The organism is Rhodovulum strictum (assembly GCF_009649175.1).
Taxonomy (GTDB): Bacteria; Pseudomonadota; Alphaproteobacteria; order Rhodobacterales; family Rhodobacteraceae; genus Rhodovulum; species Rhodovulum strictum.
This window is the reverse complement of sequence record NZ_WJPO01000002.1, coordinates 110706-136617: the sequence shown is the minus strand read 5'-3', so window position 1 is coordinate 136617 and position 25912 is coordinate 110706. Positions and strand designations below refer to the sequence as shown.

General features: G+C 68.1%; 28 protein-coding genes. 13 read left to right on the top strand and 15 right to left on the bottom strand.

Annotated features, from left to right (window positions below; translation table 11 throughout):
• Window positions 1-44 precede the first annotated feature (44 nt).
• On the top strand, window positions 45-632 hold the full coding sequence (locus tag GH815_RS02350) for a glutathione S-transferase family protein (RefSeq protein ID WP_153747130.1): 588 nt from the start codon (window positions 45-47) through the stop codon (window positions 630-632).
• On the opposite strand, the gene GH815_RS02345 is transcribed toward GH815_RS02350, so the two are convergent.
• The 4 genes from GH815_RS02345 to GH815_RS02330 all read right to left on the bottom strand — a co-directional run bounded on the left by GH815_RS02345 (window position 611) and on the right by GH815_RS02330 (window position 4509).
• Window positions 611-1807 (bottom strand): TIGR03862 family flavoprotein, encoded by a 1197-nt coding sequence (locus GH815_RS02345; protein ID WP_153747129.1) that lies wholly within the window; start codon window positions 1805-1807, stop codon window positions 611-613. The two genes, GH815_RS02350 and GH815_RS02345, sit on opposite strands and share 22 nt — an antisense overlap.
• 78 nt (window positions 1808-1885) lie before the next feature.
• Complete coding sequence (locus GH815_RS02340) at window positions 1886-3448, bottom strand: hypothetical protein (protein ID WP_153747128.1); 1563 nt, start codon at window positions 3446-3448, stop codon at window positions 1886-1888.
• 45 nt (window positions 3449-3493) lie between these two features.
• Window positions 3494-4132 (bottom strand): winged helix-turn-helix domain-containing protein, encoded by a 639-nt coding sequence (locus GH815_RS02335; RefSeq protein WP_153747252.1) that lies wholly within the window; start codon window positions 4130-4132, stop codon window positions 3494-3496.
• Window positions 4133-4215: 83 nt separating this feature from the next.
• Window positions 4216-4509, bottom strand: coding sequence for a hypothetical protein (locus GH815_RS02330; RefSeq protein WP_153747127.1), 294 nt, complete (start codon window positions 4507-4509; stop codon window positions 4216-4218).
• A 198-nt stretch (window positions 4510-4707) separates the two neighbouring features.
• Here GH815_RS02330 and GH815_RS02325 point away from each other — a divergent pair, with 198 nt between their 5' ends.
• Window positions 4708-5139: a hypothetical protein gene (locus GH815_RS02325; RefSeq protein WP_153747126.1), complete on the top strand. Its 432-nt coding sequence runs from the start codon at window positions 4708-4710 to the stop codon at window positions 5137-5139.
• A gap of 116 nt (window positions 5140-5255) precedes the next feature.
• Here the strand turns inward: GH815_RS02325 and GH815_RS02320 are convergent, their stop codons facing one another.
• Window positions 5256-6077 (bottom strand): ABC transporter permease, encoded by an 822-nt coding sequence (locus GH815_RS02320; RefSeq protein WP_153747125.1) that lies wholly within the window; start codon window positions 6075-6077, stop codon window positions 5256-5258.
• A gap of 118 nt (window positions 6078-6195) precedes the next feature.
• On the opposite strand from GH815_RS02320, the gene cysQ reads away from it, so the two are divergent.
• The 7 genes from cysQ (at window position 6196) to GH815_RS02285 (ending at window position 14267) form a co-directional block, all read left to right on the top strand.
• Complete coding sequence (gene cysQ, locus GH815_RS02315; RefSeq protein WP_407072158.1) at window positions 6196-6981, top strand: 3'(2'),5'-bisphosphate nucleotidase CysQ; 786 nt, start codon at window positions 6196-6198, stop codon at window positions 6979-6981.
• Entirely contained in the window at window positions 6981-7781 is an 801-nt protein-coding gene (locus tag GH815_RS02310; RefSeq protein WP_153747123.1) for a 3-deoxy-manno-octulosonate cytidylyltransferase, read from the top strand. Before cysQ ends, GH815_RS02310 begins: the two co-directional genes overlap by 1 nt.
• Window positions 7782-8041: 260 nt before the next feature.
• Window positions 8042-8944, top strand: a complete 903-nt coding sequence (locus tag GH815_RS02305; RefSeq protein WP_153747122.1) for a UTP--glucose-1-phosphate uridylyltransferase — start codon at window positions 8042-8044, stop codon at window positions 8942-8944.
• Window positions 8945-9049: 105 nt separating this feature from the next.
• Window positions 9050-10036 carry a glycosyltransferase family 2 protein gene (locus GH815_RS02300; RefSeq protein ID WP_153747251.1) on the top strand — a complete coding sequence of 329 codons (987 nt, stop codon included), beginning with the start codon at window positions 9050-9052 and terminating at the stop codon, window positions 10034-10036.
• Between the two features lie 112 nt (window positions 10037-10148).
• Complete coding sequence (locus GH815_RS02295; RefSeq protein ID WP_153747121.1) at window positions 10149-11135, top strand: glycosyltransferase family 2 protein; 987 nt, start codon at window positions 10149-10151, stop codon at window positions 11133-11135.
• On the top strand, window positions 11132-12829 hold the full coding sequence (locus tag GH815_RS02290; protein WP_153747120.1) for a DUF5927 domain-containing protein: 1698 nt from the start codon (window positions 11132-11134) through the stop codon (window positions 12827-12829). Before GH815_RS02295 ends, GH815_RS02290 begins: the two co-directional genes overlap by 4 nt.
• Before the next feature lies 1 nt (window position 12830).
• Window positions 12831-14267, top strand: coding sequence for a nodulation protein NodH (locus GH815_RS02285; RefSeq protein ID WP_153747119.1), 1437 nt, complete (start codon window positions 12831-12833; stop codon window positions 14265-14267).
• Between the two features lies 1 nt (window position 14268).
• Here GH815_RS02285 and GH815_RS02280 read toward each other — a convergent pair whose 3' ends face one another.
• From GH815_RS02280 to GH815_RS02235, 10 genes are all read right to left on the bottom strand, one after another.
• Window positions 14269-14733, bottom strand: a complete 465-nt coding sequence (locus tag GH815_RS02280) for a PTS sugar transporter subunit IIA (RefSeq protein ID WP_153747118.1) — start codon at window positions 14731-14733, stop codon at window positions 14269-14271.
• Window positions 14734-14791: 58 nt separating this feature from the next.
• Window positions 14792-15355 carry a ribosome hibernation-promoting factor, HPF/YfiA family gene (hpf, locus tag GH815_RS02275; RefSeq protein WP_153747117.1) on the bottom strand — a complete coding sequence of 188 codons (564 nt, stop codon included), beginning with the start codon at window positions 15353-15355 and terminating at the stop codon, window positions 14792-14794.
• Window positions 15356-15442: 87 nt separating this feature from the next.
• The gene (locus GH815_RS02270) at window positions 15443-16705 is read right to left on the bottom strand and encodes an RNA polymerase factor sigma-54 (RefSeq protein WP_170290277.1); all 1263 of its coding nucleotides are present in this window, start codon (window positions 16703-16705) and stop codon (window positions 15443-15445) included.
• Window positions 16706-16715: 10 nt separating this feature from the next.
• The gene (gene lptB, locus GH815_RS02265) at window positions 16716-17477 is read right to left on the bottom strand and encodes an LPS export ABC transporter ATP-binding protein (protein ID WP_153747115.1); all 762 of its coding nucleotides are present in this window, start codon (window positions 17475-17477) and stop codon (window positions 16716-16718) included.
• Window positions 17474-17974: a lipopolysaccharide transport periplasmic protein LptA gene (gene lptA / locus GH815_RS02260; RefSeq protein ID WP_407072152.1), complete on the bottom strand. Its 501-nt coding sequence runs from the start codon at window positions 17972-17974 to the stop codon at window positions 17474-17476. The genes lptB and lptA overlap by 4 nt, the downstream gene beginning before the upstream one ends.
• Window positions 17975-17990: 16 nt before the next feature.
• Complete coding sequence (locus GH815_RS02255) at window positions 17991-18599, bottom strand: hypothetical protein (protein WP_153747113.1); 609 nt, start codon at window positions 18597-18599, stop codon at window positions 17991-17993.
• A gap of 3 nt (window positions 18600-18602) precedes the next feature.
• Entirely contained in the window at window positions 18603-19562 is a 960-nt protein-coding gene (locus GH815_RS02250; protein WP_153747112.1) for a KpsF/GutQ family sugar-phosphate isomerase, read from the bottom strand.
• Between the two features lie 9 nt (window positions 19563-19571).
• On the bottom strand, window positions 19572-20183 hold the full coding sequence (locus GH815_RS02245) for a ribonuclease D (protein ID WP_343030615.1): 612 nt from the start codon (window positions 20181-20183) through the stop codon (window positions 19572-19574).
• Between the two features lie 180 nt (window positions 20184-20363).
• The gene (locus tag GH815_RS02240; protein ID WP_343030614.1) at window positions 20364-20990 is read right to left on the bottom strand and encodes an enoyl-CoA hydratase/isomerase family protein; all 627 of its coding nucleotides are present in this window, start codon (window positions 20988-20990) and stop codon (window positions 20364-20366) included.
• Window positions 20987-21742: an SDR family oxidoreductase gene (locus tag GH815_RS02235; protein ID WP_153747111.1), complete on the bottom strand. Its 756-nt coding sequence runs from the start codon at window positions 21740-21742 to the stop codon at window positions 20987-20989. The genes GH815_RS02240 and GH815_RS02235 overlap by 4 nt, the downstream gene beginning before the upstream one ends.
• A 139-nt stretch (window positions 21743-21881) precedes the next feature.
• On the opposite strand from GH815_RS02235, the gene GH815_RS02230 reads away from it, so the two are divergent.
• The 4 genes from GH815_RS02230 to GH815_RS02215 all read left to right on the top strand — a co-directional run bounded on the left by GH815_RS02230 (window position 21882) and on the right by GH815_RS02215 (window position 25902).
• On the top strand, window positions 21882-23384 hold the full coding sequence (locus tag GH815_RS02230; RefSeq protein WP_153747110.1) for a DUF2125 domain-containing protein: 1503 nt from the start codon (window positions 21882-21884) through the stop codon (window positions 23382-23384).
• A gap of 85 nt (window positions 23385-23469) precedes the next feature.
• On the top strand, window positions 23470-24816 hold the full coding sequence (locus GH815_RS02225; protein ID WP_153747109.1) for a TldD/PmbA family protein: 1347 nt from the start codon (window positions 23470-23472) through the stop codon (window positions 24814-24816).
• Window positions 24803-25576 carry an inositol monophosphatase family protein gene (locus GH815_RS02220; protein WP_153747108.1) on the top strand — a complete coding sequence of 258 codons (774 nt, stop codon included), beginning with the start codon at window positions 24803-24805 and terminating at the stop codon, window positions 25574-25576. Before GH815_RS02225 ends, GH815_RS02220 begins: the two co-directional genes overlap by 14 nt.
• Window positions 25577-25656: 80 nt before the next feature.
• Window positions 25657-25902: a DUF4170 domain-containing protein gene (locus GH815_RS02215; protein ID WP_132693343.1), complete on the top strand. Its 246-nt coding sequence runs from the start codon at window positions 25657-25659 to the stop codon at window positions 25900-25902.
• Window positions 25903-25912: the final 10 nt, after the last annotated feature.

Below are 25912 nucleotides of genomic sequence, written 5' to 3'. Positions count from 1 at the left end.
GCGCGCGATTGCTGGAACCCCTTGGGCAAGGTGGGGGGACGGCGATGTATCGTGTGATCGGCAGCGGCAACAGCCGCGCTCGGCGAGTACTCTGGATGCTGGAGGAGATGGGCCTGCCCTACGAGCATGTGCCCGCCCCGCCCCGTTCCGAGGATGTGATTGCGCTGAACCCCGCGGGCAAGGTGCCGGTCCTGATCGCCGACAATGTGCCGATCACCGATTCGACCGCGATCCTGAGCTTTCTGGCCGACCGGCACGGGCAGTTGACCTATCCCGCAGGCAGCATCGACCGCGCCCGGCAGGACAGCCTGACCCAGTTCCTGCTGGACGAGTTCGATTCGGCGCTGTGGATGGCGGCGCGGCACAGTTTCGTTCTGCCCGAGGCGCTGCGCCAGTCGGCGATCAAGGACAGCCTGAAATGGGAATTCGGCCGCAGCCAGAAGGTGCTGATGCAGCGGATGGGCCAAGGGCCGTTCCTGATGGGCGAGGTTATGACCGTGCCGGACATCATCCTGACCCATTGCGGCGACTGGGCCAGCGCCGCGTGCTTTCCGATCACCGAACCCGGTCTTGAGGATTATCTGGCCCGGATGCGGACGCGGCCCGCCTATCAGCGCGCGCAGGCTGTCTGAAGCCGCCGCGCCGCCGCCTGCCCGGCCCAGCGCCCGGTGGCCAGACATGCGGTCAGCAGATAGCCGCCGGTCGGGGCCTCCCAGTCCAGCATCTCGCCTGCAAGGAAGGTGCCGGGGCGGGTGCGCAGCATCAGGCTCTCGTCCAGCGCCGCCCAGCGCACGCCGCCCGCGGTCGAGATCGCCTCGTCGATGGGCCGCGGGCCTGCGTGGCGGATCGGCAGGGCCTTGACCAGCCCGGACAGCGCCGCGCCGTCGGGCAGCGGGCGGCCGAACTCCATCAGCAGCGCCAGCCGCGCCGGATCAAGCCCCAGCGCCTTGCGCAGATGGTTGGCAAGGCTTGCCTTGCCGCGCGGGCGGGCAAGCCGCTCGGCCACCCGGTCGGGCGTCCAGTCTGGCAACAGGTCGGCGACCAGCGGTGCGCCGTCGCGCAGCGGGCGGGACAGGGCATAGATCCCGCCGCCTTCAAGCCCGCGGGCCGAGATCACGAATTCGCCCCGCTGCCACGGCCCGTTGCCCGCGCGCAGCGCCACGCCCTTGACCGGCTGGCCGAACTGGCGGGCCATCGGCGCGGACCAGTTCACCCGCAGCCCGACATTCGCGGGCGCAAAGGGCGCAAGCGGCACGCCCGCCGCCGCAAGCGGCCCCGCCCAGGCGCCATCAGAGCCTAACCTTGCCCAACTCGCGCCCCCCAGCGCCAGGATCGTGACCCCGGCCATTACCGCGCGCGGTCCGTCCGGCGTGTCGAACGTGACCGCCTCACCCTCCCAGCCGGTCCAGCGCCAGCGCGGGCGCAGGCTCGCGCCGTAGCCCTCAAGCCGCCGCAACCAGGCGCGCAGGAGCGGCGAGGCTTTCATCGCCTTCGGGAATACCCGCCCGGTACTGCCGGTAAAGACCGGCTGGCCCAACCCCTCGGCCCAGGCGCAGACATGCTCGGGGCCGAACGCCGCGATCATCGGCCCAAGCGGCCCGGCGGCCTCGGCATAGGCGGAAAGAAAGCTGTCCGGCGGCTCGGCCCGGGTCAGGTTCAGCCCCGACTTGCCCGCCATCAGGAACTTGCGCGCGGGCGCGGCCTTGGCCTCGGCGATGACCGCGGGAATGCCCGCCGCGCCCAGCGCCTCGGCCGCCATCAGCCCCGCAGGCCCCGCCCCGATCACCAGCGCCCCGATCCGCTCCATTGCCTGCCTTCCCGATCGCTGCCCGTGCCTTGGTATCTGAACCGTTCGCCCTGCCCGGGCAAGGCGCGCTCTTGCCCGTCACTCGTCAAAGCGCAGAAGTGGCTGGCGGGGGTTGGTCCGGTCGATCCGGTAGCGCGCCCCGCCCGCCGGGCGAAGGTCAGCGAATGGGACGAACCGCTCGCGCCCATCGGCCCAGCGCCGGGTCCAGCCCAGCAACCGGCCATCGTCATCATGGCGCGCCTCGTCCGACCATGGGGCGGTCCAGTGCAGGATGGGGTCGAAATCGGCACCGCGCCCGGCCGCGTCATAGTCGATGGACACAAGCCGCGGCGTGTCCTCCGGCCCGGCGGGGCCATAGCTGCGCCGCTCATGCGCGGGAAAGGCGATCGAGACGAAACCGGGCGCGCTGTCCTGGGCGCCGTTATGGGCGAAGACGCCGATATCGACACGCGCATGGCGGCGGCTGTCATACTCCTCGCCTCCGCCGGGTGCGGGCAATGTCCAGGGGGCGTGCCAGTCGATGACGATCCGCGCGCGCCGCCCCGCGGGGTCGAGCGGTTCGATCCGCACGCGCCCGGGATCGCCCGCCAGAAGCCGCCATTCGAAGCGCAGCGGGCGGCCATTCGGATCCGCGGTCTCGTCGGCGCTGACGATCATCTCGCGCTGCCAGTCGAAATCGCGCCAGATCCGCGCAATCGCCGATGTCGTGTCGAACAGCCGTTCATCAAGCCCCGCCAGCCCCGCCGCTTGGCGGAACGATTCGTCGATCACGCGCAGCCGCACCATGGGCGGGATTTCGTCCGCTGGCAGGGCGGCGGCCTGGGCCACCATGCGCCCGATCCGGATCTGGCCGGGTTCGAAGGCGGCGGGATGGGTGCGGCCCGACAGGTAATCCTCGCGCGTGGCAACGGGGGCGAGGTTGCGGCGCAGGATCATCTGGACGGTCGGCGCCACAAGCCCGCGATCGCGCAACGCCGCCATCGTGTCGGCGGGAAAGGCGGCCAGCGTCATCGCCACCGCGATCAGGAACCGCCGGTCGGACCCCGACGAGCCCTGGCTGGTGATCGTATAGGGCCAGTTCGCGGGAAACAGATCCGCGGCGTCGTGGTCGCGATGCTCGGGATAGATGTAGACCGCATTGCGCTGGTAAAGCTCTGCGGCAAGGTGCGGCCCCATCGGCCGGGTCATGGCAAGGCGCACAAGGCTGCGCGGCGCCGGTCCGGCGGTCACCGCGGTCGAGGAATTGCCCAGCACGACCGCGGGCAGATGAATCTGACCCGCCAGACCGTAATCAAGCCCCGCCTCGACCAGATCGGGCGCATAGACCAGCCGGGTAAGGCGCGGGAACAGGTCGGGGCGCAGGGGGGCATGGCCGCGGTCGCGGTTGTCGTAAAGGAGGCCCGCAAAGCCGTTGATCCCGCCCCGCCCCGCCAGATGGCGCAACAGCCGCGTGCCGTCCTCGGTGTTCTGGTCGCCGACAATGGGCAGGGTCCGGTCCTCATCGGGCAGCACCAAGCCCGGGGCGGACCAGAGCCCGGGCGCGATCTCGGCCAGATCGGCGCGGGACAGGGTCACCTCGGCGGCGCCCGCCGCAAGGGGGAACAGCAGGGCCACAAGGGCAAGACATGGCAGGGTGCGCATGGGCCCGATCCTGACGCGGCGCTGCGCCCGCGTCCAGCGCAGCCGTCAGCTCATGCGGATCACGTCCTTGTCGATGGCCAGCATGTAGCCCCGCCGCGCGACGTTCTTGATCAGGAGTTCGCTGACCATCTGGTTGCCCAGTGCGTCGCGCAGCCGCTTGATCCGGGTGGCGCCTGCCGCCTCGTCGCAATCCTCGCTGCGCCGGCCCGAGATCATCGCCTCGATCTCGGCCCCCGAGAGCATGTCGTCATCCATCCGCGCCTCGGCCAGCACCGAGAGCGTCTCGATCGCGGCGGGCGTCAGCCTGAAGGCCATGCCGTTCAGGATCACCGTATTCTCGGCCCGGTTGATGGTCAGCGACGCAACGCGGATGCCCGCGCGCTCGATCTCGGACATCCGGCGGTTCAGGGTGATGATCGTCAGCAGGAACACCAGCGCCGCGATCAGCAGCGCGGTGGAAAAGACCAGCAGCACGAAGATCACCACCCGATACGAGGTCAGCACATCCGCAAAGGCGGTGCCGGATTGGGCAAGAATCTCCAGCAGCTTGATCTCGGCGCCCGAGGTCAGGTCGTCATTCTCGACGAAGATCCGCTCGACACGGATGTTGAAGGCGTCGGCATCGGGCAGGCTGAAGAACAGGACGCCCGCGGCGATCAGCAGGATCGCGACGATGGCGATCATGCCCGCGACGACGACGCGCCCGGCCTGAAGCGGGCGCGCGGGCGTCTCGGCGCCGGTCTGGGCGGCAGGTTGCACCGGTGGCATCAGAATCGCAGGAAGAACTGCCCGGCGCTTGCCTTGCGCTCGGCCAGCCCGTCCGCGCCGAAGATCGACATGACGTTCAGCAATTGCCAGCCGCTGCGGCCGATCCTGCGGTCGATCTCGCCCGCGGCATCGCCCCGGCTGCCGCAGGCCGCGGCGGGCAGTTCGATCACGCCGTAATGCAGCCGCAGGGGGTTGTCCTGCTTGGCCTTGTAATCGGCATAGCACTGGGCCGAGGCGGCCCCTGCCAGGAAGATCGCCGCCAGCGCGGCCAGGATGAGGCGATGCGTTTTCATGGGGCAGAGCATGGGCCAGCGCGCGGCGCTATTCAATATCACCCATGGCGCAAGGGGCTTCGGGGTGGCGGTTATCCGATAACAGGGGGGCGTTATTGCCTGTCAGCGCGGCCCGGCCGGATGGTCGATCCATCGCAAGGCCGGGCGGGCCGCGGTTCCGCCGACTCGCCCCGGCGCCAAAAGGAAAGGACCACGACCATGCCCCGCTTCTTCCTTGCCCCCCTGCTCGCGGCCTCCATCGCGCTGACGCCGGTCGCGGCCGCGCCAGCCCGTGCGGCGGACGATCTGGCCAAGATCCTGCTGGGTGCGGCGGCGGTCTATGTGATCGTCGACAAGCTGGAAAGCAACCGCCGCTCTGCGAACCGGGTCGAGACGAACCAGGCCGCAGGCTGGTACGGCCCGCGCGGCCATGACCGCCATCGGGTGATCCCGGCAAGCTGCGTGCGCAGTGTAGACACCCGCCGCGGGTCCGAGCGTATCGTCACCGAACGCTGCCTGCGCAACGAGGGCATCCGCCGCCTGCCCGACCGCTGCGAAATCTCGGTGCGCGGCCCGCGCGGCAGCGTCGATGCCTACAGGCTGAGCTGTCTTCAGAATGCCGGTTACCGGGTCGAGGGCCGGCGCCGCTGAGGCGACGGTTCGAGCAGGGCGCGGGGGATGAGGCCCCGCGCCGGGGGCGGAGGGACGAGCAGCCTCCGCCCCCTTTCGGTGACGGGGCCTGCCCTGCGGGCCGCCATCGCAGCGCCCTAGCGGCGGGCGTACCAGCTCGCGGACGCGAATTTGCGCGTGTAGAACTCGCCCATCAGGCCGATCATGATCAGCGCGAGGCTGACAAGCAACGGGTAGCTGATCGAGGTGAAATGCGGGCTGTAATTGATGAAGGTGAAGCCGCGCGCCTGGTCGATGCAGTGAAACAGCGGGTTCCAGTCGAACAAGGCCAGCATGTAGCCGGGCAGCATGTTGGCCACGAACATCTTGCCCGAGGCGATCATGTTCAGCCGCTGGAAGATCGTCGAGGCAAGCCCGACAAAGCCCGGCGCCCAGGGTTTCATCGCCAGGAACACCATCCCGATCGACAGCCCCGCGAACCAGGACAGAAGCACCATGGCCATCGCGCCAACCGGATCGTCGATGGTGATGGGGGTCACTGCTGCGTGGTAGATGAATCCGACCACGACCATCGACAGGATCTGGATGTAGAGTGTGCCGAACGCCGCCGATCCGATGGCCACGATGGTATTCATCGGCGCGTGCTGCATCATCGGCGAGGCCGGCCCCTCGGATGCGATCACCGCCCCCATCGTCTTGTTGAAGGTCATGAACAGGAAGATGCCGGACATCAGGTAGAGCAGGAAATCGCCCCGGATCGCGGCGCCGCGCATGCCCAGCAACTCGAACATCAGATAGAAGGCGGCGACGAAGATCACCGCCTGAAGGATATTCGTCACAAGACCGACCAGGGCGTTGCCGTGGCCCTTGCGCACATGGCGCACGCTGCCGTGATAGATCAGCGCCAGCAGGCGCAGCCCGCCCATGGTCCGGGTTCGCGGTGTCCTGTCCTGAAACATGGCCTTGTCCACAGGGCGCGGGCGCTGGCCGCCCTTGCCGTTCCCCGGAGAGCCAAGCATAAGGGCCTTGCGATTTCCTTACGATCCGCGCCCGAAGGAGCCTGGCTTGGACTATCACATGCTTCAAGACGTGATGCGGCGAACTGCGCTTCTGGCCGGGGAACGGATCATGGAGGTCTATGGCGCCGATGATTTCGAGGTCCGCGCCAAGTCCGATTCCAGCCCCGTGACCGAGGCCGACGAGGCCGCCGACGCGCTGATCTCGGCCGCGCTGGCCGAGGCGTTTCCCGGCGTGCTGATCGTGACCGAGGAACAGGCCGCAAGCCATGCCCTGACCGCGCGCGATTTCCTGATCGTCGATCCGCTGGACGGCACCAAGGAATTCGTCCAGCGCCGCGGCGATTTCACCGTCAACATCGCCTGGGTCGAGAACGGCGTCCCGGTGCGCGGCGTGGTCTATGCCCCGGCCAAGGGGCGGCTTTTCTACACCACCTCCGATGGCCGCGCGGTCGAGGAAACCGGGCCGTTCGATCTGGATGCAGCGGGGCCGCTGACGCCGCTTTCGGTTGCGGCGCCTGACAATGACGCGCTGATCGTGGTCGCCTCGAAATCCCATCGCGACCAGGCAACCGACGACTACATCGCCCATTACGCCGTCAAGTACATGACCAGCGCGGGATCGTCGTTGAAATTCTGCCTTTTGGCCTGTGGCGAGGCCGATCTTTACCCGCGGCTCGGCCGCACGATGGAATGGGACACCGCCGCGGGCCATGCGGTTTTGACGGGCGCGGGCGGGTGTGTGGTGCGCTTCGACGATCACAGCCCGCTGACCTATGGCAAGCCCGGCTACGCGAATCCCTTCTTCATCGCCCATGCGCCGGGCGTCGCGTTGCGGCCTGCCTGATGGCGGTTCTCGTCGTCATCCCCGCGCGCCATGCTTCCAGCCGCTATCCGGGCAAGCCGCTTGTCGCGCTCAGGGGTGCCTCGGGCGAAAGCCGCACGCTGATCGAGCGGTCCTGGCGGGCGGCGCAGGCGGTTGCGGGAATCGACCGGGTGGTGGTGGCAACCGATGATGCACGCATCCGCGATGCGGCCGAGGGATTCGGCGCCGAGGTGGTGATGACTTCGGAAAGCTGCGCCAACGGCACCGAACGGGTGGCCGAGGCGGTCGCGGTTCTGGGCGGCGGGTTCGAGATCGTGGTCAACCTGCAAGGCGACGCGCCGCTGACCCCGCCCTGGTTCATCGAGGCGCTGGTTGCCGGGCTTGCCGCCGATCCCGAGGCCGAGATTGCGACGCCGGTTCTGCGCTGCGACGGGCGCGCGCTGGCCGCACTGCTGGCCGACCGCCGCGCGGGCCGGGTGGGCGGCACCACCGCGGTCTTCGACCAGCAGGGGCATGGGCTGTATTTCTCGAAAGAGGTGATTCCCTTCACGGCCCAGAGCTATGGCGAGGACGATCCGACCCCGGTCTTTCACCATGTCGGCGTCTATGCCTACCGCCCCGCGGCGCTGGCCGCCTATCCGCACTGGCCGCCGGGGCCGCTGGAAACGCTTGAGGGGCTGGAACAGCTTCGCTTCCTCGAACGCGGGCGCCCGGTGCTCTGCGTCGAGGTCGAGGCGCGCGGCCGCGAGTTCTGGGAACTGAACAACCCCGAAGACGTGCCGCGGATCGAGGCGATGATGGCCCGGATGGGGCTGGACTGAGCGGGCGAAAGCCGAACTGTCCGTTTGGCCATGTTGCCCGGTTCGGCGGAATCCGGCCCAATACCCGGAAGATGAGGCATGCCTCCGCCGATCGGTGTCAGATACCGATATGCGGGCCGCCTTGTTTCCCTAGGGGAAGGGGGTATGCGTTCACGGCTCGTATAACCTTTCTGATACGATCTTGATGCATTACATTGGTCCGGTGGGAAGTGGGCCGTCGCGGACATGAGAAACCAAACCAGATAAGAGCGATTGAGCGAATGAAGCGTAAGGTAACCAAAGCCGTCTTCCCCGTTGCAGGGCTGGGGACGCGCTTTCTGCCCGCCACGAAGTCGATCCCGAAAGAGATCATGACCCTCGTGGACCGTCCCCTGATCCAGTACGCGATCGACGAGGCCCGCGCCGCCGGGATCAAGGAGTTCATCTTCGTCACCTCTCGCGGCAAGGGCGCGCTTGAGGATTACTTCGACCATTCGCCCACACTCGAAGAAGCGTTGCGCTCTGCCGGCAAGACCGACCTGCTGGCGCTGCTCAACAGCACCGACATGGAAAGCGGGGCGATCGCCTATATCCGCCAGCACAAGCCGATGGGGCTTGGCCATGCCGTCTGGTGCGCCCGCCGTCTGATCGCCAATGAACCCTTCGCCGTGATCCTGCCCGATGACGTGATCGCCGCCGAGACACCGTGCCTTGAACAGATGGTCGAGGCTTACGAGGAATCGGGCGGCAACATGGTCGCCACGATGGAAGTCCCGCGCGAGAAGACCAAGGCCTACGGGATCCTTGATGTCGGCCGCGACCTTGGCGACAGGGTGCTGGTCAAGGGCATGGTCGAGAAGCCCAAGGTCGAGGAGGCACCTTCGAACCTTGCCGTGATCGGCCGGTACATCCTGACGCCGCGCGTGCTGCACAATCTCGACCAGAATCTTCGGCACAACCGTCTGGGGGCTGGTGGCGAGCTTCAGTTGACCGACGCCATCGCCGCCGAGATCGACGGCCAGGGCGTCTATGGCTACCGCTTCAAGGGACAGCGCTTCGACTGCGGCTCGAAGGCGGGTTTCCTTCAGGCGACGGTTTCCTTTGCCATGGCCCGGCCCGAGCTTCGCGACGAGTTGATGGATTACCTCGTGGATCTCGTCGCCATGCGCGAGGCGGCGCAGTAGCCGCGGGGGCGCGTGCATCTCGCCGAGGTTCCGCTTGCCGCCGGAGGGGACGAGGCATCCCATGCCCCGTTCCCCGATCTGCGCGGTCTTTGGGCCGCCTGCCGCATGCGCTGGATGCGGCGGCGGCTGTTGTTCCGGGCGCTGCGCAAATGCGGGCAACTGGCCGCCGTGGCCGACCGCACCGGCGCGATCCGCCCGAACGACATCCTGTGCTTTGCCACCGTCCGCAACGAGGCAGAGCGGCTGCCCTATTTCCTGGACCACCACCGCGGGCAGGGCGTTGCGCATTTCCTGATCGTCGACAATGACAGCACGGACGGCACGCGCGACCTGCTGACCGCCCGGCCCGATGTCTCGCTCTGGCGGACAGGGCACAGCTACCGGCTTTCGCGATTCGGGATGGACTGGCTGGCCTGGCTGATGATTCGGCATGGTCATGGCCATTGGTGCCTGACGCTGGATGCCGATGAACTGCTGGTCTATCCCCACCATGACACGCGCGACCTGCGCGATCTGACCGCCTGGCTCGATGCCGCGCGCCGCCCGTCCTTCGGCGCGATCATGCTGGACCTCTACCCCAAGGGTCCGCTGGCGGATCGCAGCTATCAGCCCGGGCAGAACCCGCTTGACGTGATCGACTGGTTCGATGCGGGCAATATCGTCACCAAGTACCAGCCGCCGCAAAGAAACCTGCTGGTCCGTGGCGGCGTCCGGCGGCGTGTGTTCTTCGCCGCCGAGCCCGAGCGTGCGCCGACGCTGTCCAAGACCCCGCTGATCCGCTGGAACCGGCGCTATGTCTATGTCAGCTCGACCCATTCGGCGCTGCCGACCCATCTGAACCGGGTGCGCGGCCGCGCGGCGGGCGATGTGCCCTCGGGCGTGCTGCTGCACACCAAGTTCCTGCCCTCGATCGTCGCGAAATCCCGCGAGGAGAAGCGCCGCCGCGAGCATTTCGCCAACAGCTCGCTTTACGAGGACTATTACGACGCCCTCATCGGCAATCCCGATCTATGGTCCCCCACCTCGACCCGCTACCAGGGCTGGCGCCAGCTCGAGGCGCTGGGGATCATGTCGCGCGGCCGCTGGGACTAGTCGCATTTGTCCGCCTTAACCGTCGGTTAGCCGCTTTCCGCTAGGCAATGCACACCACCCCGAGGGGTGGACATTTGCCGGAGGCGGATTGGGCGCGCTGTCCTCATATCACATGCGCATCGAACGCAAGCTGTGGAAGCTGCGCGCGCGCCGCAGGCGCTGGCAATTGTCGCGCGTGGCCGACCGGACGGGCCGGATCGGGCCGTCGGACGTGCTGGCCTTTGTCGTCCTGCGCAACGAGGCGGTGCGCCTGCCCTATTTCCTGGATTATTACCGCCGCCACGGCATCGGCCATTTCCTGATCGTGGACAACGGTTCTGACGATGGCTCGCGTGAGTATCTGGCGGATCAGCCCGATGTTTCGGTCTGGTCGACGCGGGCCAGCTATCGCAAGGCTCATTTCGGCGTCGATTGGCTGAACTGGCTGCTGATGCGCCATGGGCATGGCCACTGGACGCTGAGCGTCGATGTCGACGAATTCCTTGTCTACCCGTTCTGCGACACCCGTTCGATCCCGGCGCTCTGCGACTGGCTCGACACCGCGGCGATCCGGTCCTTCGGGGCGATGCTGCTCGACATGTATCCCAAGGGTCCGATCGACGCGGTGCCCTATCGCCAGGGACAGAACCCGTTCGAAATCGCGTCCTGGTTCGACAGCGGTAACTACACGATTCACAGGAACGGCAGGTATCGCAACCTCTGGATTCAGGGCGGCCCACGCGCGCGCGTGTTCTTTGCCGACCGGCCGGATCGCGCCCCCGCGCTGAACAAGATCCCGCTGGTCCGCTGGCAGCGCGGCTATGTCTATACCAGTTCGACCCATATGCTGCTGCCGCGCGGGCTGAACCTGGTGCATGACGAATGGGGCGGCGAAAAGGCGTGCGGGGTTCTGCTGCATGCCAAGTTCCTGGATTGTTTTGTCGACAAGGCCGCCGAGGAAATGACCCGCCGCCAGCATTACGCGGGCGGTCACGAATACCGGGCCTATCACGCGCGGCTCAAGGATCATCCCGATCTGTGGTGCAAGTGGTCCGAGAAATACATGGGCTGGCGCCAGCTTGAAATCCTGGGCCTGATGTCCAAGGGCAACTGGGCATGAGCGTCGGGTTCGTCATGCTGGTCCACACCGCGCTGGATCGCGCCGCCGCGGTGGCGCGGCACTGGGCCGAACGCGATTGCCCCGTGGTGATCCATGTCGACCGCCGCGTGCCGCGTGCCGAGACCCGCGCCTTTGCAGCCGCGCTGACCGGGCTGGCCAATGTCCGGTTCTGCCGCCGCCACCGCTGCGAATGGGGCACATGGTCGATCGTGGCGGCCACGATCACGGGCACGCGGATGGCGTTGAACGAGTTTCCCGAACTCAGCCATGTCTTTCTTGTCTCGGGATCCTGCCTGCCGCTGCGCCCGGTCGACGAGTTGCGCAGCTATCTGGCCGAACGGCCGCGCACCGATTTCATCGAATCGGTCACCGCCGACGAGGTGGACTGGATCGTGGGAGGGCTGGGGCGCGAACGGTTCACCCTGCGCTTTCCCTTTGCCTGGAAGCGCCATCGCCGGTTGTTCGACGGCTATGTGCGGCTGCAACGGCAGGTCGGGTTTCGCCGCCGGATCCCCGTGGGGCTAGAGCCGCATCTTGGCTCGCAATGGTGGTGCCTGACGCGCCAGACCCTGACCGCTATCCTGAACGATCCCGCGCGGACCGGCCATATGCGCTACTTCCGCCGCGTCTGGATCCCGGACGAATGCTACTTCCAGACGCTGGTGCGCAGGCATTCCACCCGGATCGAAAGCCGCTCGCTGACGTTGTCTAAGTTCGATTTCCAGGGCAAGCCGCATATCTTCTACGACGATCACCTCGAATTGCTGCGACGTTCGGATTGTTTCGTCGCGCGCAAGGCCTGGCCCCAGGCAAACCTGCTTTACGATACCTTTCTCGGGCCGGGGACCGCCGGGATGAACCGGGCAGAGCCGAACCCGGCGCGCATAGACCGGCTGTTCTCCAAGGCGGTCGAGCGGCGCACCCGGGGCCGTGCGGGGCTTTACATGCAAAGCCGTTTCCCGCGCGAGGGATGGGAAAACGGCCCGACCTCGGCGCCCTATTCGGTCTTCGAAGGGTTCTCCGAGCTGTTCGAGGATTTCGAGGACTGGCTGGGCCGGATGGTGGGCGCGCGGGTGCATGGCCATCTGTTTCACCCCGAACGGGCCGAATTCGCGGATGGCGAGACGGTGTTCAATGGCGGGCTGTCCGACAGCGCCGCACTGCGCGATCACGCGCCCCGGGCCTTTCTGACCAACCTTGTCTGGAACACCCGCGGCGAGCGGCAATGCTTTCAGTTCGGCCCCGGCGACCGGCAGGAGATCGGCTGGTTCCTGGCCCGCGATCCGAACGCGCAGATCTCGGTCATAACTGGCGCCTGGGCGGTGCCGTTGTTCCACTCGCATCAAAGCTTTGTCGATCTGCGCAAGCGCGCAGCACTTCTGCAACGGACCGAGGCGCGGCATCTCGACATCCTGCGCGCGCCGCAGACCCGTGCGCGGGTGCGGATCTGGACGATGGCCGATTTCGTGCTCAACCCGATGGAGCCCTTGCAGATCCTGATCGACGAGATCGCGCCGCGCGCCCAGCGCCGCCTGACCGAAGCGCCGCGGCTGGCCGATCTGACGGGCTTCGGCCAGTTCCTTCAGACCCTTAAGAACCAGGGGATGAAACCCTATCTGATGGGCGATTTCCCCGCCGACGATGGCGTGCGCGCCGCCCCTGCCCGGCCGCGCAGGCCCTATCTGGTGCAGTAGCATGTGCGCCGCCGCCTCTTTCGACAGTTTCGTGGTTCTGGCCGAAATGCGCACCGGCTCCAACTTTCTCGAGGAGAACCTGAACGCGGTGCCGGGGCTGGCCTGTCATGGCGAGGCGTTCAACCCGCATTTCGTCGGCCACAAGGGGCGGCATGCACTGTTCGGCGTCGATCAGGCCGCGCGCGACCGCGATCCGGGCCGTCTGCTGGATGCGATGCGGCGGGAAAGTCCGGGGCTGGCGGGCTTTCGGTTTTTCCACGACCACGATCCGCGGGTGCTGGCGCGGGTGCTGGACGACCGGCGCTGCGCCAAGATCGTGCTGACCCGCAACCCGGCCGACAGCTATGTTTCGCGCAAGATTGCCGGGGAAACCGGACAGTGGCGGCTGACCGACGCGACCCATGCGCGCCGCGCCCGCGTGCGCTTTGACGCGGCCGAGTTCGCCGAATACCTTGACCGGCTTCAGGGTTTTCAGCTGCGGCTGTTGCGGGCGCTTCAGACCAGTGGGCAGACGGCGTTCCATCTGGCCTACGAGGATATCGGCGATGTCGCGGTGCTGAACGGGCTGTTGCGCTTTCTTGGCGTCGCGGCGCGGCTGGAGACCGTTTCGGACCGGCTGAAGAAACAGAACCCCGAGCCGCTTTCCGCCAAGGTCGTGAACTTCGCCGAGATGGAGGCCGCGCTGGGCCCGCTTGACCGGTTCGACCTGTCGCGTACCCCCTGTTTCGAGCCGCGCCGCGGCCCGGCGGTGCCCGGTCATGTCGCGGCGCCCGAAAGCCCGCTGTTGTTCCTGCCGATCCGGGGCGGGCCGGTGGCGCGGGTCGAGGCATGGCTGGCCGCGCTTGACGGTACGGGCACCGATGCGCTGCGCCGCGGCTTCACGCAGAAGACGCTGCGCCAGTGGCAGCGCCAGACACCCGGGCACCGCGCCTTTAGCGTCGTGTCGCATCCGCTGAGGCGCGCCCATGCGGCCTTTGTCGCGCATATCCTGCCGACCGGGCCGGGCAGTTTCCCGGTGATCCGTACCGCGCTGCGCGACAGCTACGGCGTGCCGCTGCCCGAAGCCGCGCCCGGGCCGGCTTTCGACGCGGCCGCGCACCGGGAGGCATTCCTGGGCTTTTTGCGGTTTCTCAAGGGCAATCTGGCGGGGCAGACCGGGCTGCGGGTCGATGCCAGCTGGGCCTCGCAGACGCGCGTGATCGAGGGCTTTGCCGAAACCGTTCTGCCCGACATGGTGCTGCGCGCAGAACGGCTGGAGGCCGATCTTGCCATGCTGGCCGCGCAAGTGGGGGCCACCGCCCCCGCCCTGCCCCCGCCAGAGACCGAGGATGGCCCCGTCCCGCTGTCAGCGATCTGCGATGCCGAGATCGAGGCCGCCGCCCGCGATGCCTATGCGCGGGATTACGAGCGGCTTGGCTATGGTGCCTGGTCCGTCTAGCTCAGGCTGCCTGCGAGGCTTGGGCCTCGGTCAGCAGAACATGCAGTTTCGCCGGATCGGTATTGGCGCGCAGCTTGCCGCACACCGTCGCGTCGCGCAGCGTGCGCGAGACCAGCGCCAGCGCCTTGAGATGGTCGACGCCCGAATCCTGTGGCGCGAACAGCCCGAAGATCAGATCGACCGGCATCCGGTCGACCGCGCCGAAGTCGATCGGTTTCTCCAGCCGGATAAAGGCGCCCTGCACCTTGTCCAGCCCGGCGAGCCGGGCATGGGGCAGCGCAACGCCATGCCCCACGCCGGTCGGACCAAGGCTTTCGCGTTCCTGCAACGCGTCGACGACTTCGCTGGCCGACAGCCCGTAGACGGTATGCGCGACCTCGCCCAGTTCCTGAAACAGGCGCTTCTTGCTGGACATCGTTCCGAAGACGCGCACCGCCTCGGGTTTCAGGAGGGTCGAAAGCTGCATGTGCCTCTCGCTTCTGTAGTGCCGCGCCCGGCGCTGGGTGCGCCGGGCAGGCTGCGTCTTACGGGTCGATCCAGCCCACATTGCCGTCGTCGCGGGTATGCACGACGTTGATCTTGCCGGTCTTTTCGTTGCGGAAGACCAGCAGATCCTTGCCGGCCAGTTCCATCTGCATCACCGCCTCGCCGACTGACATCGAGGGGATCTGCGTCTCCATCTCGGCGATGATCATCGGTTGCAGGGTCTCGGGCTCGGCCTCGTCCTCATGCTCGGCGGCGGCCAGGATATAGGACGACGCCTGCATCAGCTCGATCGGCTCGGCGCGGTCGCGGTGGTGGTCCTTGAGCCGGCGCTTGTAGCGGCGCAGCTGCTTTTCCATCTTGTTGCAGCAGCTGTCGAAGGCGGCATAGATCTCGGTGGCGTGGGCCTTGGCCTGGGCGGTCAGGCCGGTCGACAGATGCACCGTGGCCTCGCACACATATTCATGTGCATTGCGCGAGAAGACCACATTCGCATCGGTCGGGCGCTCGGCATACTTCTTCACGGCCGCGTTCAGCTCGTCCTTGACGTGGGTTTGCAGCGCCTCGCCGATGTCGATCTGTTTGCCGCTGATCTGATACAGCATCTTGCCTCCTGAGATTGCCTGCCTGTCGCAGGGTTGCACCCCGTTAAAGCCGGGGCACCGCGGGGTCAACGGGGTTCGGGGCGGGCTTCATCCGCTGCGCCCCTTTCGCCTCCTGCGTTCGAAGGATGACGGAATGGTCAGGCATTGCCTGTATTTGGCGACAGTTCTCCGGGCGATGTCAACGCCCTCGCGTTGCAGCAACTCTGCGATCTCGGCGTCGGAAAGGATGCCGTCGGGGGGTTCGGTCTCGATCAGGCGACGGATGCGGCGCTGGGCGGCAAAGGCGGTGACCCCGCGCGCCCCGGTGGTGGGCAGCGCGGGCGAGACGAACAGCGACAGCGGATGCACCGCACCGCGAAAGGACAGCGCCTTGCCCGACAGCGCGCGGCCCACGGTCGAGGGGTGAAGCCCCAGCGCGCGCGCCATCTCGGCGCGGGTCATCGGCAACAGATGCTCGGGGCCATCGCTGAAGAAGCGGTGCTGGCAGGACAGGATCAGGCGGGCGACGGCCTCAAGCGTGCGTTCGCGAAAGCGCAGCGCCTGGATCAGCGCCTGGGCGCTTTCGCGCATCGGCGCGGCCCCGCGCCCCAGCCCCTGCACAAGGTCGGTGTCCAGTTCGGCCTGCGGCAGGGTGTGCCGGTCGAGGGTCACGCGGAACTGACCGTCCGGCCCGTCCTCGACCAGGATTTCCGGCACGGGCGGCAGCGGTTCGTCCCCGATCCCGTCGCCCGGCCGGGGGGTAAGGCCGGGCAGGGCGTCGGCCATGGCCCGCAGCACCGCAGCCCCGATCCCGGTCAGGGCGGCAAGTTCGTCCAGCCGCCGCTCGGCCAGCAGGTCAAGCCGGGCGCAGGCGGCGCGCGCCTCGTCCTCGTCGAAACCGCGCTCGCGCAATTGCAGGGCAAGGCATTCCTCCAGGCTGCGCGCCCCCACGCCCGCCGGTTCGCAGGATTGCAGCGCGGCGATTGCCGCCGCGGCCTGTTCGGGTGCTGCGCCCATCGCCTCGACATTGGCGGCGGCTTCGGCGTCGAGATAGCCGTGATCGTCGACATCCCCGGTCAGGAACCGGGCGATGGCGGCAATAGCCGAGTCCAGCGGCATCAGCGCGATCTGGCGGCGCAGCCTTTCGCCCAGCGGGTCGGGGGCGGCAAGCGTGTCGGCCCCGACCCAGCCCCCGGATCTGTCAGGCGCGTCCTCGGCCAGCCGGATCAGCGGGTTCTCGGCTGCGGCGCGGTGCAGTTCGGTGACCAGATCGGCCGCGGGCATCCGCAGAAGCGACAGGCTCGTGCGCAGCGCCGGGGTCAGGCGCAGGGTCTGTATCTGGCGCTGGGTGAGTGTGGTGCGGAGGTTCATTGTCCTGCCGTCACGAAATCCGGAAACTCTGGCCAAGATAGACGCGGCGCACATTCTCGTCGCGGACGACCTCCTGGGTGGTGCCGCTCATCAGCACCTTGCCGTCATGCAGGATATAGGCACGGTCCACGATTTCCAGCGTTTCGCGGACATTGTGATCGGTAATCAGAACGCCGATGCCGCGCGTCCGGAGATCGGCCACCAACGCGCGGATCTCGCCCACCGCAATCGGATCGACGCCCGCAAAGGGTTCGTCCAGCAACAGGTATTTCGGGTTCGCGGCCAGGCAGCGCGCAATTTCGACCCGTCGCCTTTCGCCGCCCGACAGCGACAGCGCCGAGGCCCGGCGCAGATGCTCGATCGAGAATTCCGACAGCAATTCCTCAAGCCGCTCGCGCCGCTTGTGGCGGTCGCTCTCGACCAGTTCGAGGATCGCGAGGATGTTGTCTTCGACGCTGAGCCCGCGAAAGATCGACACTTCCTGCGGCAGATAGCCGATCCCCAGCCGCGCGCGGCGATACATCGGCAGCCCGGTGACATCGCGCCCGTCGATGGTGACGCGCCCGCCCTCGGGCATCACAAGCCCCGCGATGGCGTAAAAGCAGGTGGTCTTGCCCGAGCCGTTCGGCCCCAGCAGCGCCACCACCTCGCCGCGGTCGAGCGTCAGGCTGACATCGCGGATCACCGGGCGGCGGCGGTAGTTCTTGCGCAGATCGCGCACGCGCAGCCCGGCCGCGCCTTCGGCAACGCTCAGATCGGTGCGCCCGATCATCGCGGGCTGCCGGGTTGCAGAACGGTGCGGACGCGACCCTCCATCGTGCCGGTGCCGCGGTCCAGATTGACCACCAGCCGCTCGCCCGAAATCGCGCTCTGGCCCTGGGTCAGCAGCACGCTGCCGGTCATCACGATGGTCCCCGCGTCGATGGTATAGACTGCCCGCTCGGCCTCGGCGGCCTCGTCGCCCAGCGCCAGCACGACCTTGCCCTGCGCCTCCATCCGCGCGATGCGCCCCGATGCCTCGGCCTCGGTGTCGTAGACCACCAGCACCTCGTCGGCCGAAAGCCGCATTTCGCCCTGCCCCACAAGAACGCCGCCGGAAAAGATCGCGGTGCCATCGGTCTGATCGACGGTCAGCCGGTCGGCGGTAACCTCGACGGGCTGGGACTGGTCATGGGCAAGCGTACCGAACGCGATCTCGGCGCCCTGGGACAGGGCCACCGACGCGCCACAGGCAAGGGCCATCGCGGCCAGGGCAACGCGAAACGACAAGAGCAAGACCTTTCCCCTAACGCTCCGGATCATATACCAGCCTGACGCCGTCCTTGAAAACCAGAACGTATCTGTCTTCGTTTCCGGGATCGGTGCTGAGCTGCATCGCTCCCGCCTCGATCCGGCCGGGCGGCCCCTCGGCGGTGACCGGCCCCTCGCCCAGCACATCGGTCCGTTCCAGCGCTGCGGTCAGGCGCATTGCGCGCACGGTGTAGCCGGTCGAAGTGTCGATCTGCGCCGCGCCATCCAGCACCGCGACCCCCGCGCCGGTATCGACGATGCCGCGCCGGGCAGCGATGTCGGCATGGCTGCCATCGGGCATGTCGAGCCGGGCACGCATCGCCTCGGCCGAGGCGCGGCCAGAGATGTCGGGATCGGGCCGCGCGGTTTCGGCCCGGAACGCGATGGCCGTGCCGTCCTGCGTGACGCCCGCATAGTTCGGCGTGCCGATCCGCTGTTCGCGGATCAGTTCGTCCACATCGACCTGCGAATAGGGCAGTTCGTCGCCCGATGGCGTATCGCGCGAGAACAGGAACAGCGTCGAGAGGATCCCCAGCGCGGCCAGCGGCAGCACGATCCTCGCCAGCGCGATGAACCGGGAATAGGCGTTGTCATACGAGGCCATGCCTCAGGCGATCCCGGCGCGCAGGCAGTCGTGGATATGCAGGATGCCCTGCGGTCGCCCCTCGGCGCCCACCACGAACAGGCAGGTGATCTTGCGCCCGTTCATCACGCCCAGCGCCTTTTCGGCCAGATCGTCGGGGCCGATGGTCAGCGGCGCGCGGGTCATCACCTGATCGACATTGCGTTCGAGCAGCCCCGCCATGTTCCGGCGCAGGTCGCCATCGGTGACAATGCCCGCCAGCCGGCCATCGGCATCGGTCACGCCCACCACGCCGAAGCTCTTGCCGCTCATGGTCAGCAGCGCCTCGGCCATCGGCGTGCCCAGCGGCACCAGCGGCAGATCGGCGCCGCCATGCATCAGATCGCCCACCTTGGACAGCCGCGCGCCCAGCTTGCCGCCCGGGTGAAAGGCGCGGAATGCCTCGGGGGTGAACTGGCGATGTTCCATCAGCGCCACGGCCAGCGCATCGCCCAGCGCCAGCGTCATCGTGGTCGAGGTGGTGGGCGCAAGGCCCATCGGGCAGGCCTCGTCGGCGGGCGGCAGCACCAGCGCCACATCGGACTGGCGCAACAGCGTGCTGTCCGCGCGCCCCGCCACCCCGATCAACGGAATCGCGAAGCGGCGGGTATGGGCGACGATATCGGCCAGTTCCGGCGTCTCGCCCGAATTCGACAGCACAAGGCAGACATCGCCCCGTGCCAGCATGCCCAGATCGCCATGGCTGGCCTCGGCGGGGTGGACGAAATGCGCGGGCGTGCCGGTCGAGGCGAAGGTGGCCGCGATCTTGCGCGCCACATGGCCCGATTTGCCCATGCCCGAGACGATCACCCGGCCCTCGGCGGCCAGGATCAGTTCGACCGCCGCCGCGAAACTGTCATCCAGGGCCTCGGACAGACTGGCCAGCGCCCTGGCCTCGCTGGTCAGAACCCGGCGGCCGATGGCTATGTAAGTGTCGCGGTTCATGGCTTGGCCTCAATGGGCAAAGATGTCGATCTCGGGCCAGCCTTCAAGATCCAGCCGTGCGCGCATCGGCAGAAAGCCGAAACAGGCCTGCGCCATGTCCGCCCGCCCCTCGCGTTCCAGCATCGCGTCCAGAATGGCCTTCAGCGCATGCAGGTGCAGCACGTCCGACGCTGCATAGTCAAGCTGCGCCGCACTCAGCTCGGCCGCGCCCCAGTCCGAGCTTTGCTGCTGTTTCGATATGTCGACGTTCAGCAATTCCTGAAGCAGGTATTTCAGCCCGTGCCGGTCGGTATAGGTGCGCACCAGTTTCGAGGCGATCTTGGTGCAATAGACCGGCGCCGTCACGACGCCAAAGGCATTGAACAGCGCGGCAATGTCGAACCGGCCGAAATGAAACAGCTTCAGCACCGCCGGATCGGCCAGCATCCGGGTCAGGTTCGGCGCCTCGGTCTGGCCCCTGGCGATCTGCACGATATGCGCATTGCCGTCCCCACCCGAAAGCTGCACCACGCACAGCCGGTCGCGATGCGGGTTCAGCCCCATCGTCTCGCAGTCGATGGCGACCATCGCGCCAAGGTCTAGGCCGTCAGGAAGGTCTCGGTCGTAAAGGAAATTCGCCACGTCGGCCCCTGATCCAGAGAGGTTGCTGCCCGGCAAGGGCAAAGGGTTGCCCGATGATCTGCCCCCCGGCGCAGGACGCGCGGGAACGTCAGGGGCTCTTGCGGTCCGGTCCTGTCGCCTGCCGGGCCTGTTCTATGCCCTGCCGCATGGCGCCGTCAACGCCACAGCAAGGCTCTGGCGCTAGGGTTTGCGCCCCTCGCACATCGCCTTGATCGCGGCCCGGTGCGCGCGCGTCGCGGCCAGCGGGGCCTGAGCCAGCTCGTCCGCCGCCTCCATCAGCCCGTCCGGCGGCACCAGCCGGTCCACCAGCCCGAAGCCCAGCGCCTCGTCGGCGCTGACCCTGGCGCCGCCCATCAGGATCAGCTTGGCCCGCGCCGGGCCGATCAGCGCCGCCAGCCGCCCGGGATCGGAGGGTTGCGGCAGGAAGCCGAGCTTCATCACCGGATAGAAGAATTTCGCCTCGGGCACGGCAATCCGCAGATCGCAGGCCAGCGCCATGCCAAAGGCGCCGCCCGCCAGCGTGCCGTTCAGCGCCGCCACCGTCAGAGCGTCCAGCGCCACGATCCGGCCCGAGACGCTTTCCCAGACCGGATCTGTGGCCAGTCCCGCCTTCGCCTCGTCCAGATCGGCGCCCGCGCTGAACACCTTGCCCGCGCCGGTGATGACCAGCGCCGCGATGCCCTCGCGCGCGGCTTCGGACAGAATGTCGTCCAGATCTCCCAGCATGGCGCGGGTCAGCGAATTGGCCTTGTCGGGCCGGTTCAGGGTCACAACCCAGCGCGCGCCGTCCTTGTCCAGCCCGATCACGAGGGCAACCCCGCGCGGCGGCGGATCGCGCGTTCGCGCAGCGACACCTCTTGGCCCAGGAACTCGTCTGCATCCGCGCTGCACATCCAGACCAGCGCGCGGGCGGGCCAGGCGGGGGGGACATGCTCGGCCCAGTCCAGACGGCTGACCGGGTTCACGCCGCTTTCGCGGATCGTCTTCTGCATGTCGGTCGCGACCGTGCCGGGCGACAGCGACAGCGCCCTGATGCCCTGCGCGCGGCCTTCTAGATCGGCGCAGCGGGTCAGCATCGCGGCCCCGGCCTTGGCGGTGCAATAGGCGCTCCAGCCCTCCATCGCGTTATGGGCCGCGCCCGAGCCGATGGTCAGGATCGTGCCGCCGCCTGCTGCCGCCATCACCGGCATCGCCGCGCGAAAGCCGTGGAAGACACCCTTGAGGTTGATGTCTATCGCCGCCGCCCAGTCGCCGGGATCGGCATCCTGCAAGCGCGCGATGGGTTCGATCACGGCGGCATTGTTCACCAGAATGTCGATCTGCCCGAAAGCCGTGACCGTGGTGCGCACCGCGTCCGCGACCTGCGCGAAATCGGCCACGTCGCAGGGCAGGGCGATGGCGCCGCCGCCGATCTCGCGCGCGATGCTGGCCATCGCCTGTTCGCTGCGCGCGGCCAGCGCCACCCTTGCCCCGGCTTCGGCAAAGGCGCGTGCGGCGGCGGCGCCGATGCCGCGGCTGGCCCCCGTGATCAGAACGCTCTTGCCCGACAATTCACCCATGTTACCCCTCATCGTCAGCACAATGCCTCGGGCCAAGTCCTAGCCCAGCCTCTGGCGGCAGACCAGAGCAACGTGGCGTTGACTCCCCCCGGCCAAGCACCGACATTCAGGTCTGACATCCTGCCATGAAAGGGAACACATGCTGCTGCGCATCTCGGCCTCTGCCGGGGCCATCGTCGCCGCGCTGGCCATCGCCGCGCCGGCCTGGGCTGATCTGACCGCCGCCGAGGTCTGGGCCTCGTGGAAGGCGCTGGCCGAGAGGTCCGGCCAGACCATTTCCGGCAGCGAAACGAAGTCGGGCGACACCCTGACCGTCCGTGACGTGACCATGGCGATGGAAACCGCCACCGGCTCGGCCTCGGGCGCGATGGGCGACATCGCCTTTACCGAGAACCGCGACGGGTCGGTGTCGATCCGCCTTGCGCCGGACTATCCGCTGGTCGTGTCATCGACATCCGAGACGGGCGAGCGCGTCGAGATGAAGATGACGCTGCGCCAGCGCGATCTCAGCATGACCGCCCGCGGCAATGCCAGCGCCATCGCCTATGAGTTCGCCGCGCCCGAGGCGTCGTTTACCCTCGACCAGATGCTGGTCGATGGCCAGCCGATGGACATGGCGATGCAGATGTCGGCGCGCGGGATTTCCGGCGGCTACACCATGGCCGAGGGCGCGACCGGCCGGATCGAGGGTGTGCTGAACGCCGCCACCGCGCGGCTTGACATGAATGCGACCAATCCCGAGGACGGGGCGCGTTTCAAGCTGGGCGGCGAGATGACCGATCTGGTCGCGTCCTCGGCCAGCACGGTGCCCGCGGCGATGCCGAGCACCGATCTGGGCGCGATGCTGGCGGCGGGTTTCGCCTCGACCGGCAAGATCGCCCATGGCGGCATGGCCTATGCCGTCGACATGGCGCAGGCGGGCGAGACCACGAATGTCGCGGCAACGCTTGGGCCCGGGACGCTGGATTTCGCGCTGGCCGATGGCGGCATGCTGTATGATGTGCGCTCGACCAAGGGGCAGATCGGGATTTCCGGTTCGGCGCTGCCGCTGCCCCGGATCGACGTCGCCTTTGACGACAGCGCCTTCAGCTTCCGCATGCCCATGGTCCAGAGCGCGGCGCCCTCTGATTTCGGGCTGCTGACCCGGATTGCCGGGCTGACGGTCAGCGACGGCATCTGGGCCATGTTCGACCCCTCGGGACAGTTGCCGCGCGATCCGGCGACGCTGGTGATCGACCTGGCGGGCAAGGTGCGGCTTCTGTCCGACCTGACCAACCCGGCGGTTGCCCAGTCACCCGAGGCGCCCGCCGAACTGCACGAGCTGAACGTCAAGGATCTGAAGCTCAGCCTTGCCGGGGTGGAACTGACCGGCAACGGAGCCTTTGTCTTCGACAATTCCGACAAGGTCACGTTTGACGGGATGCCCCGGCCCACCGGCGGGATCGCGCTGCGGCTTGCGGGGGGGAACACGCTGCTTGACCGGCTTGTGGCGATGGGGCTGGTCCCGCCGGATCAGGCAATGGGCATGCGCATGATGCTGGGCATGTTCGCCCGACCCACCGGCGAGGGCGACACGCTGAGTTCGCAGATCGAGGTCACGCCCGACGGTCAGGTGGTGGCGAACGGCCAGCGGCTGCGCTGAGCGCGCGGCTGCCCACCCCTCGCGCGGGCTTGCGCGGGGGGTGGGCGCGGCCTAACTGAACGCCACAGTCTTCGCCGGAGGCCCGATGCCAGACACAATCGAAACGCTGACCGCCGCGCTGCTGGATGCCGCGATCAAGGCCGGTGCCGACGCGGCGGATGCGCTGGCGGTTGCAGAGGCGTCGCTGTCGATCGACGTGCGCGGCGGGCGGCTGGAACAGGCCGAGCGCGCCGAAAGCACTGAGATCGGGCTGCGCGTGCTGATCGGGCGGCGGCAGGCTTGTGTCTCGGCCTCGGACACGCGGCCCGCGACGCTGGCCGAGATGGCCGAACGCGCCGTCGCCATGGCGCGCGAGGCGCCAGAGGATCCGACCGTGGGGCTGGCCGAGTCCGGCCAGATCGCCCGAGAGATCGACATCGCCGCGCTGGAACTGGCCGATCCCGCAGCCGAACCCGAACCCGGCACGCTGGAAGAGGATGCGCGCCGGGCCGAGGCCGCCGCGCGTGCCGTCCGGGGCATCACCCAGATCGAATCGGCGGGCGCGGGCTATCACCGGCAGCGGCTGTTTCTGGCCGCGACGAACGGCTTTGCGGGCGGATACGAGCGGACCATCCGCTCGACATCCTGCGTCGCGATCTGCGGCGAGGGCACGGGGATGGAACGCGACTGGTGCCACGAGGCGCGGGTCTTTCAGGCCGATCTGCCCGGCCCCGAAGAAATCGGCCGCATTGCCGGGGAACGCACGATCGAACGCGCCGCGCCGCGCAGACCCAGGACTGGCGCCTATCCGGTGCTGTTCGACGAGCGTGTGGCCGCATCGCTGATCGGGCATCTGCTGTCGGCGATCAACGGCACCGCCATCGTGCGCGGCGCCTCATGGGCGCGCGATCTGATGGGGCAGGCGGTGCTGCCCGCGGGCCTGTCGCTGATCGCCGAACCGCAGCGCCCGCGCATTTCAGGCTCGCGCCCCTTCGATGGCGAGGGGCTGGCGACCGCGCGGCGCGCGCTGGTCGCGGACGGTGTGCTGGCGGGATGGGTGCTGGATCTGGGCACCGCGCGCAAGCTGGGGCTGGAAAGCACCGCGAATGCCGCGCGCGGCGTCTCCTCGCCGCCGTCGCCCTCGGCGGGCAATGTCACGCTGACGCCGGGCACGCGCTCGCGCGACGACCTGATCGCCGAGATGGGCACCGGGCTGCTGGTGACCTCGATGATCGGCAGCACGATCAACCCGACCACGGGCGATTATTCGCGCGGCGCTGCGGGCTTCTGGGTCGAGAACGGGCAGATCGCCTGGCCGGTCAACGAATGCACCATCGCCGGCAGCCTGCCCGACATGCTGCGCCGGATCGTTCCGGCCAACGATTCCCGTGATCACAAGTCGCATCGGGTGCCAAGCCTGCTGGTCGAGGGGCTGACGCTTGCCGGCGACTGACCTTGCGCTGCTGATCGAGGCGGCCGAGGCCGCAGGCATGATCGCCGAACGCCACTGGAAACGCAGGCTGCGCGTCTGGGAAAAGCCCGGCCATCAGGGCCCCGTGACCGAGGCCGATCTGGAAATCGACGCCATGCTGCGCGAGCGTCTGATGGCAGCGCGGCCGGGCTATGGCTGGCTGTCCGAGGAAACCGAGGATACCCCCGCGCGGCTGGGCGCCGAGCGCCTTTTCGTGGTCGATCCGCTGGACGGCACCCGCGCCTTCATCGAGGGCGACAAGTCCTTTGCCCATGCGTTGGCCGTGGCCGAGGCGGGCCGGGTGGTGGCCGCCGCGGTCTATCTGCCGATGCTGGACAAGCTTTACGCCGCAACCGCCGGGGGCGGCGCCACGCTGAACGGCGCGGCGATCCGGGCCAGCGGGCGGGCGCGGCTTGACGGCGCCGCGGTGCTGACCTCGCGCCCGGCGCTTGAGCCGCGGCACTGGTCGGGGCCGCCGCCCTCTGTCCACCGTTCGCTGCGCGCCTCGCTGGCCTATCGGCTGTGCCTGGTGGCCGAGGGGCGGTTCGACGCGATGCTGACCCTGCGCGACAGCTGGGACTGGGACACCGCGGCAGGCAGCCTGATCGTCACCGAGGCGGGCGCGCGGGTCACCGACCGGGCGGGTGCCGCGCTGGCCTTCAATACCGCGATCCCGGTATCGCGCGGGGTGATCGCCGCGCCGCCGCCGCTGCATGACGAGGTGATCTCGCGGCTGGCCTGACGCCCCGATGCGCCCTTTCGCGCCCCCCTTGCTTGGTCTAGGGTGCGGCTGACGGCAAGGCAGACCCAAGGGGGATGACGATGACCCAGCGCCTTCATCTGGTGTTCGGCGGCGAACTGGTCGATCCCGGCCGCACGGTGTTTCGCAACACGGACGACATTCATATCGTCGGCATGTTCCCCGACTATGCCAGCGCCCATGCGGCCTGGAAGGCCGAGGCCCAGCGCACCGTGGACAACGCCCATATGCGCTATTTCATCGCCCATATCCATCGGCTGCGCGACGAAGAGGCCGAGGCCGGGCCGACCGAGGAACTCGGAACCTGAAAGCGGCGCG

Coding starts and splice junctions, on each gene's coding strand:
- GH815_RS02350 (WP_153747130.1), top strand. CDS start 45: ATGTATCGTGTGATCGGCAGCGGCAACAGCCGCGCTCGGCGAGTACTC.
- GH815_RS02345 (WP_153747129.1), bottom strand. CDS start 1,807: ATGGAGCGGATCGGGGCGCTGGTGATCGGGGCGGGGCCTGCGGGGCTG.
- GH815_RS02340 (WP_153747128.1), bottom strand. CDS start 3,448: ATGCGCACCCTGCCATGTCTTGCCCTTGTGGCCCTGCTGTTCCCCCTT.
- GH815_RS02335 (WP_153747252.1), bottom strand. CDS start 4,132: ATGATCGCCATCGTCGCGATCCTGCTGATCGCCGCGGGCGTCCTGTTC.
- GH815_RS02330 (WP_153747127.1), bottom strand. CDS start 4,509: ATGAAAACGCATCGCCTCATCCTGGCCGCGCTGGCGGCGATCTTCCTG.
- GH815_RS02325 (WP_153747126.1), top strand. CDS start 4,708: ATGCCCCGCTTCTTCCTTGCCCCCCTGCTCGCGGCCTCCATCGCGCTG.
- GH815_RS02320 (WP_153747125.1), bottom strand. CDS start 6,077: ATGTTTCAGGACAGGACACCGCGAACCCGGACCATGGGCGGGCTGCGC.
- cysQ (WP_407072158.1), top strand. CDS start 6,196: ATGCTTCAAGACGTGATGCGGCGAACTGCGCTTCTGGCCGGGGAACGG.
- GH815_RS02310 (WP_153747123.1), top strand. CDS start 6,981: ATGGCGGTTCTCGTCGTCATCCCCGCGCGCCATGCTTCCAGCCGCTAT.
- GH815_RS02305 (WP_153747122.1), top strand. CDS start 8,042: ATGAAGCGTAAGGTAACCAAAGCCGTCTTCCCCGTTGCAGGGCTGGGG.
- GH815_RS02300 (WP_153747251.1), top strand. CDS start 9,050: ATGCGCTGGATGCGGCGGCGGCTGTTGTTCCGGGCGCTGCGCAAATGC.
- GH815_RS02295 (WP_153747121.1), top strand. CDS start 10,149: ATGCGCATCGAACGCAAGCTGTGGAAGCTGCGCGCGCGCCGCAGGCGC.
- GH815_RS02290 (WP_153747120.1), top strand. CDS start 11,132: ATGAGCGTCGGGTTCGTCATGCTGGTCCACACCGCGCTGGATCGCGCC.
- GH815_RS02285 (WP_153747119.1), top strand. CDS start 12,831: ATGTGCGCCGCCGCCTCTTTCGACAGTTTCGTGGTTCTGGCCGAAATG.
- GH815_RS02280 (WP_153747118.1), bottom strand. CDS start 14,733: ATGCAGCTTTCGACCCTCCTGAAACCCGAGGCGGTGCGCGTCTTCGGA.
- hpf (WP_153747117.1), bottom strand. CDS start 15,355: ATGCTGTATCAGATCAGCGGCAAACAGATCGACATCGGCGAGGCGCTG.
- GH815_RS02270 (WP_170290277.1), bottom strand. CDS start 16,705: ATGAACCTCCGCACCACACTCACCCAGCGCCAGATACAGACCCTGCGC.
- lptB (WP_153747115.1), bottom strand. CDS start 17,477: ATGATCGGGCGCACCGATCTGAGCGTTGCCGAAGGCGCGGCCGGGCTG.
- GH815_RS02255 (WP_153747113.1), bottom strand. CDS start 18,599: ATGGCCTCGTATGACAACGCCTATTCCCGGTTCATCGCGCTGGCGAGG.
- GH815_RS02250 (WP_153747112.1), bottom strand. CDS start 19,562: ATGAACCGCGACACTTACATAGCCATCGGCCGCCGGGTTCTGACCAGC.
- GH815_RS02235 (WP_153747111.1), bottom strand. CDS start 21,742: ATGGGTGAATTGTCGGGCAAGAGCGTTCTGATCACGGGGGCCAGCCGC.
- GH815_RS02230 (WP_153747110.1), top strand. CDS start 21,882: ATGCTGCTGCGCATCTCGGCCTCTGCCGGGGCCATCGTCGCCGCGCTG.
- GH815_RS02225 (WP_153747109.1), top strand. CDS start 23,470: ATGCCAGACACAATCGAAACGCTGACCGCCGCGCTGCTGGATGCCGCG.
- GH815_RS02215 (WP_132693343.1), top strand. CDS start 25,657: ATGACCCAGCGCCTTCATCTGGTGTTCGGCGGCGAACTGGTCGATCCC.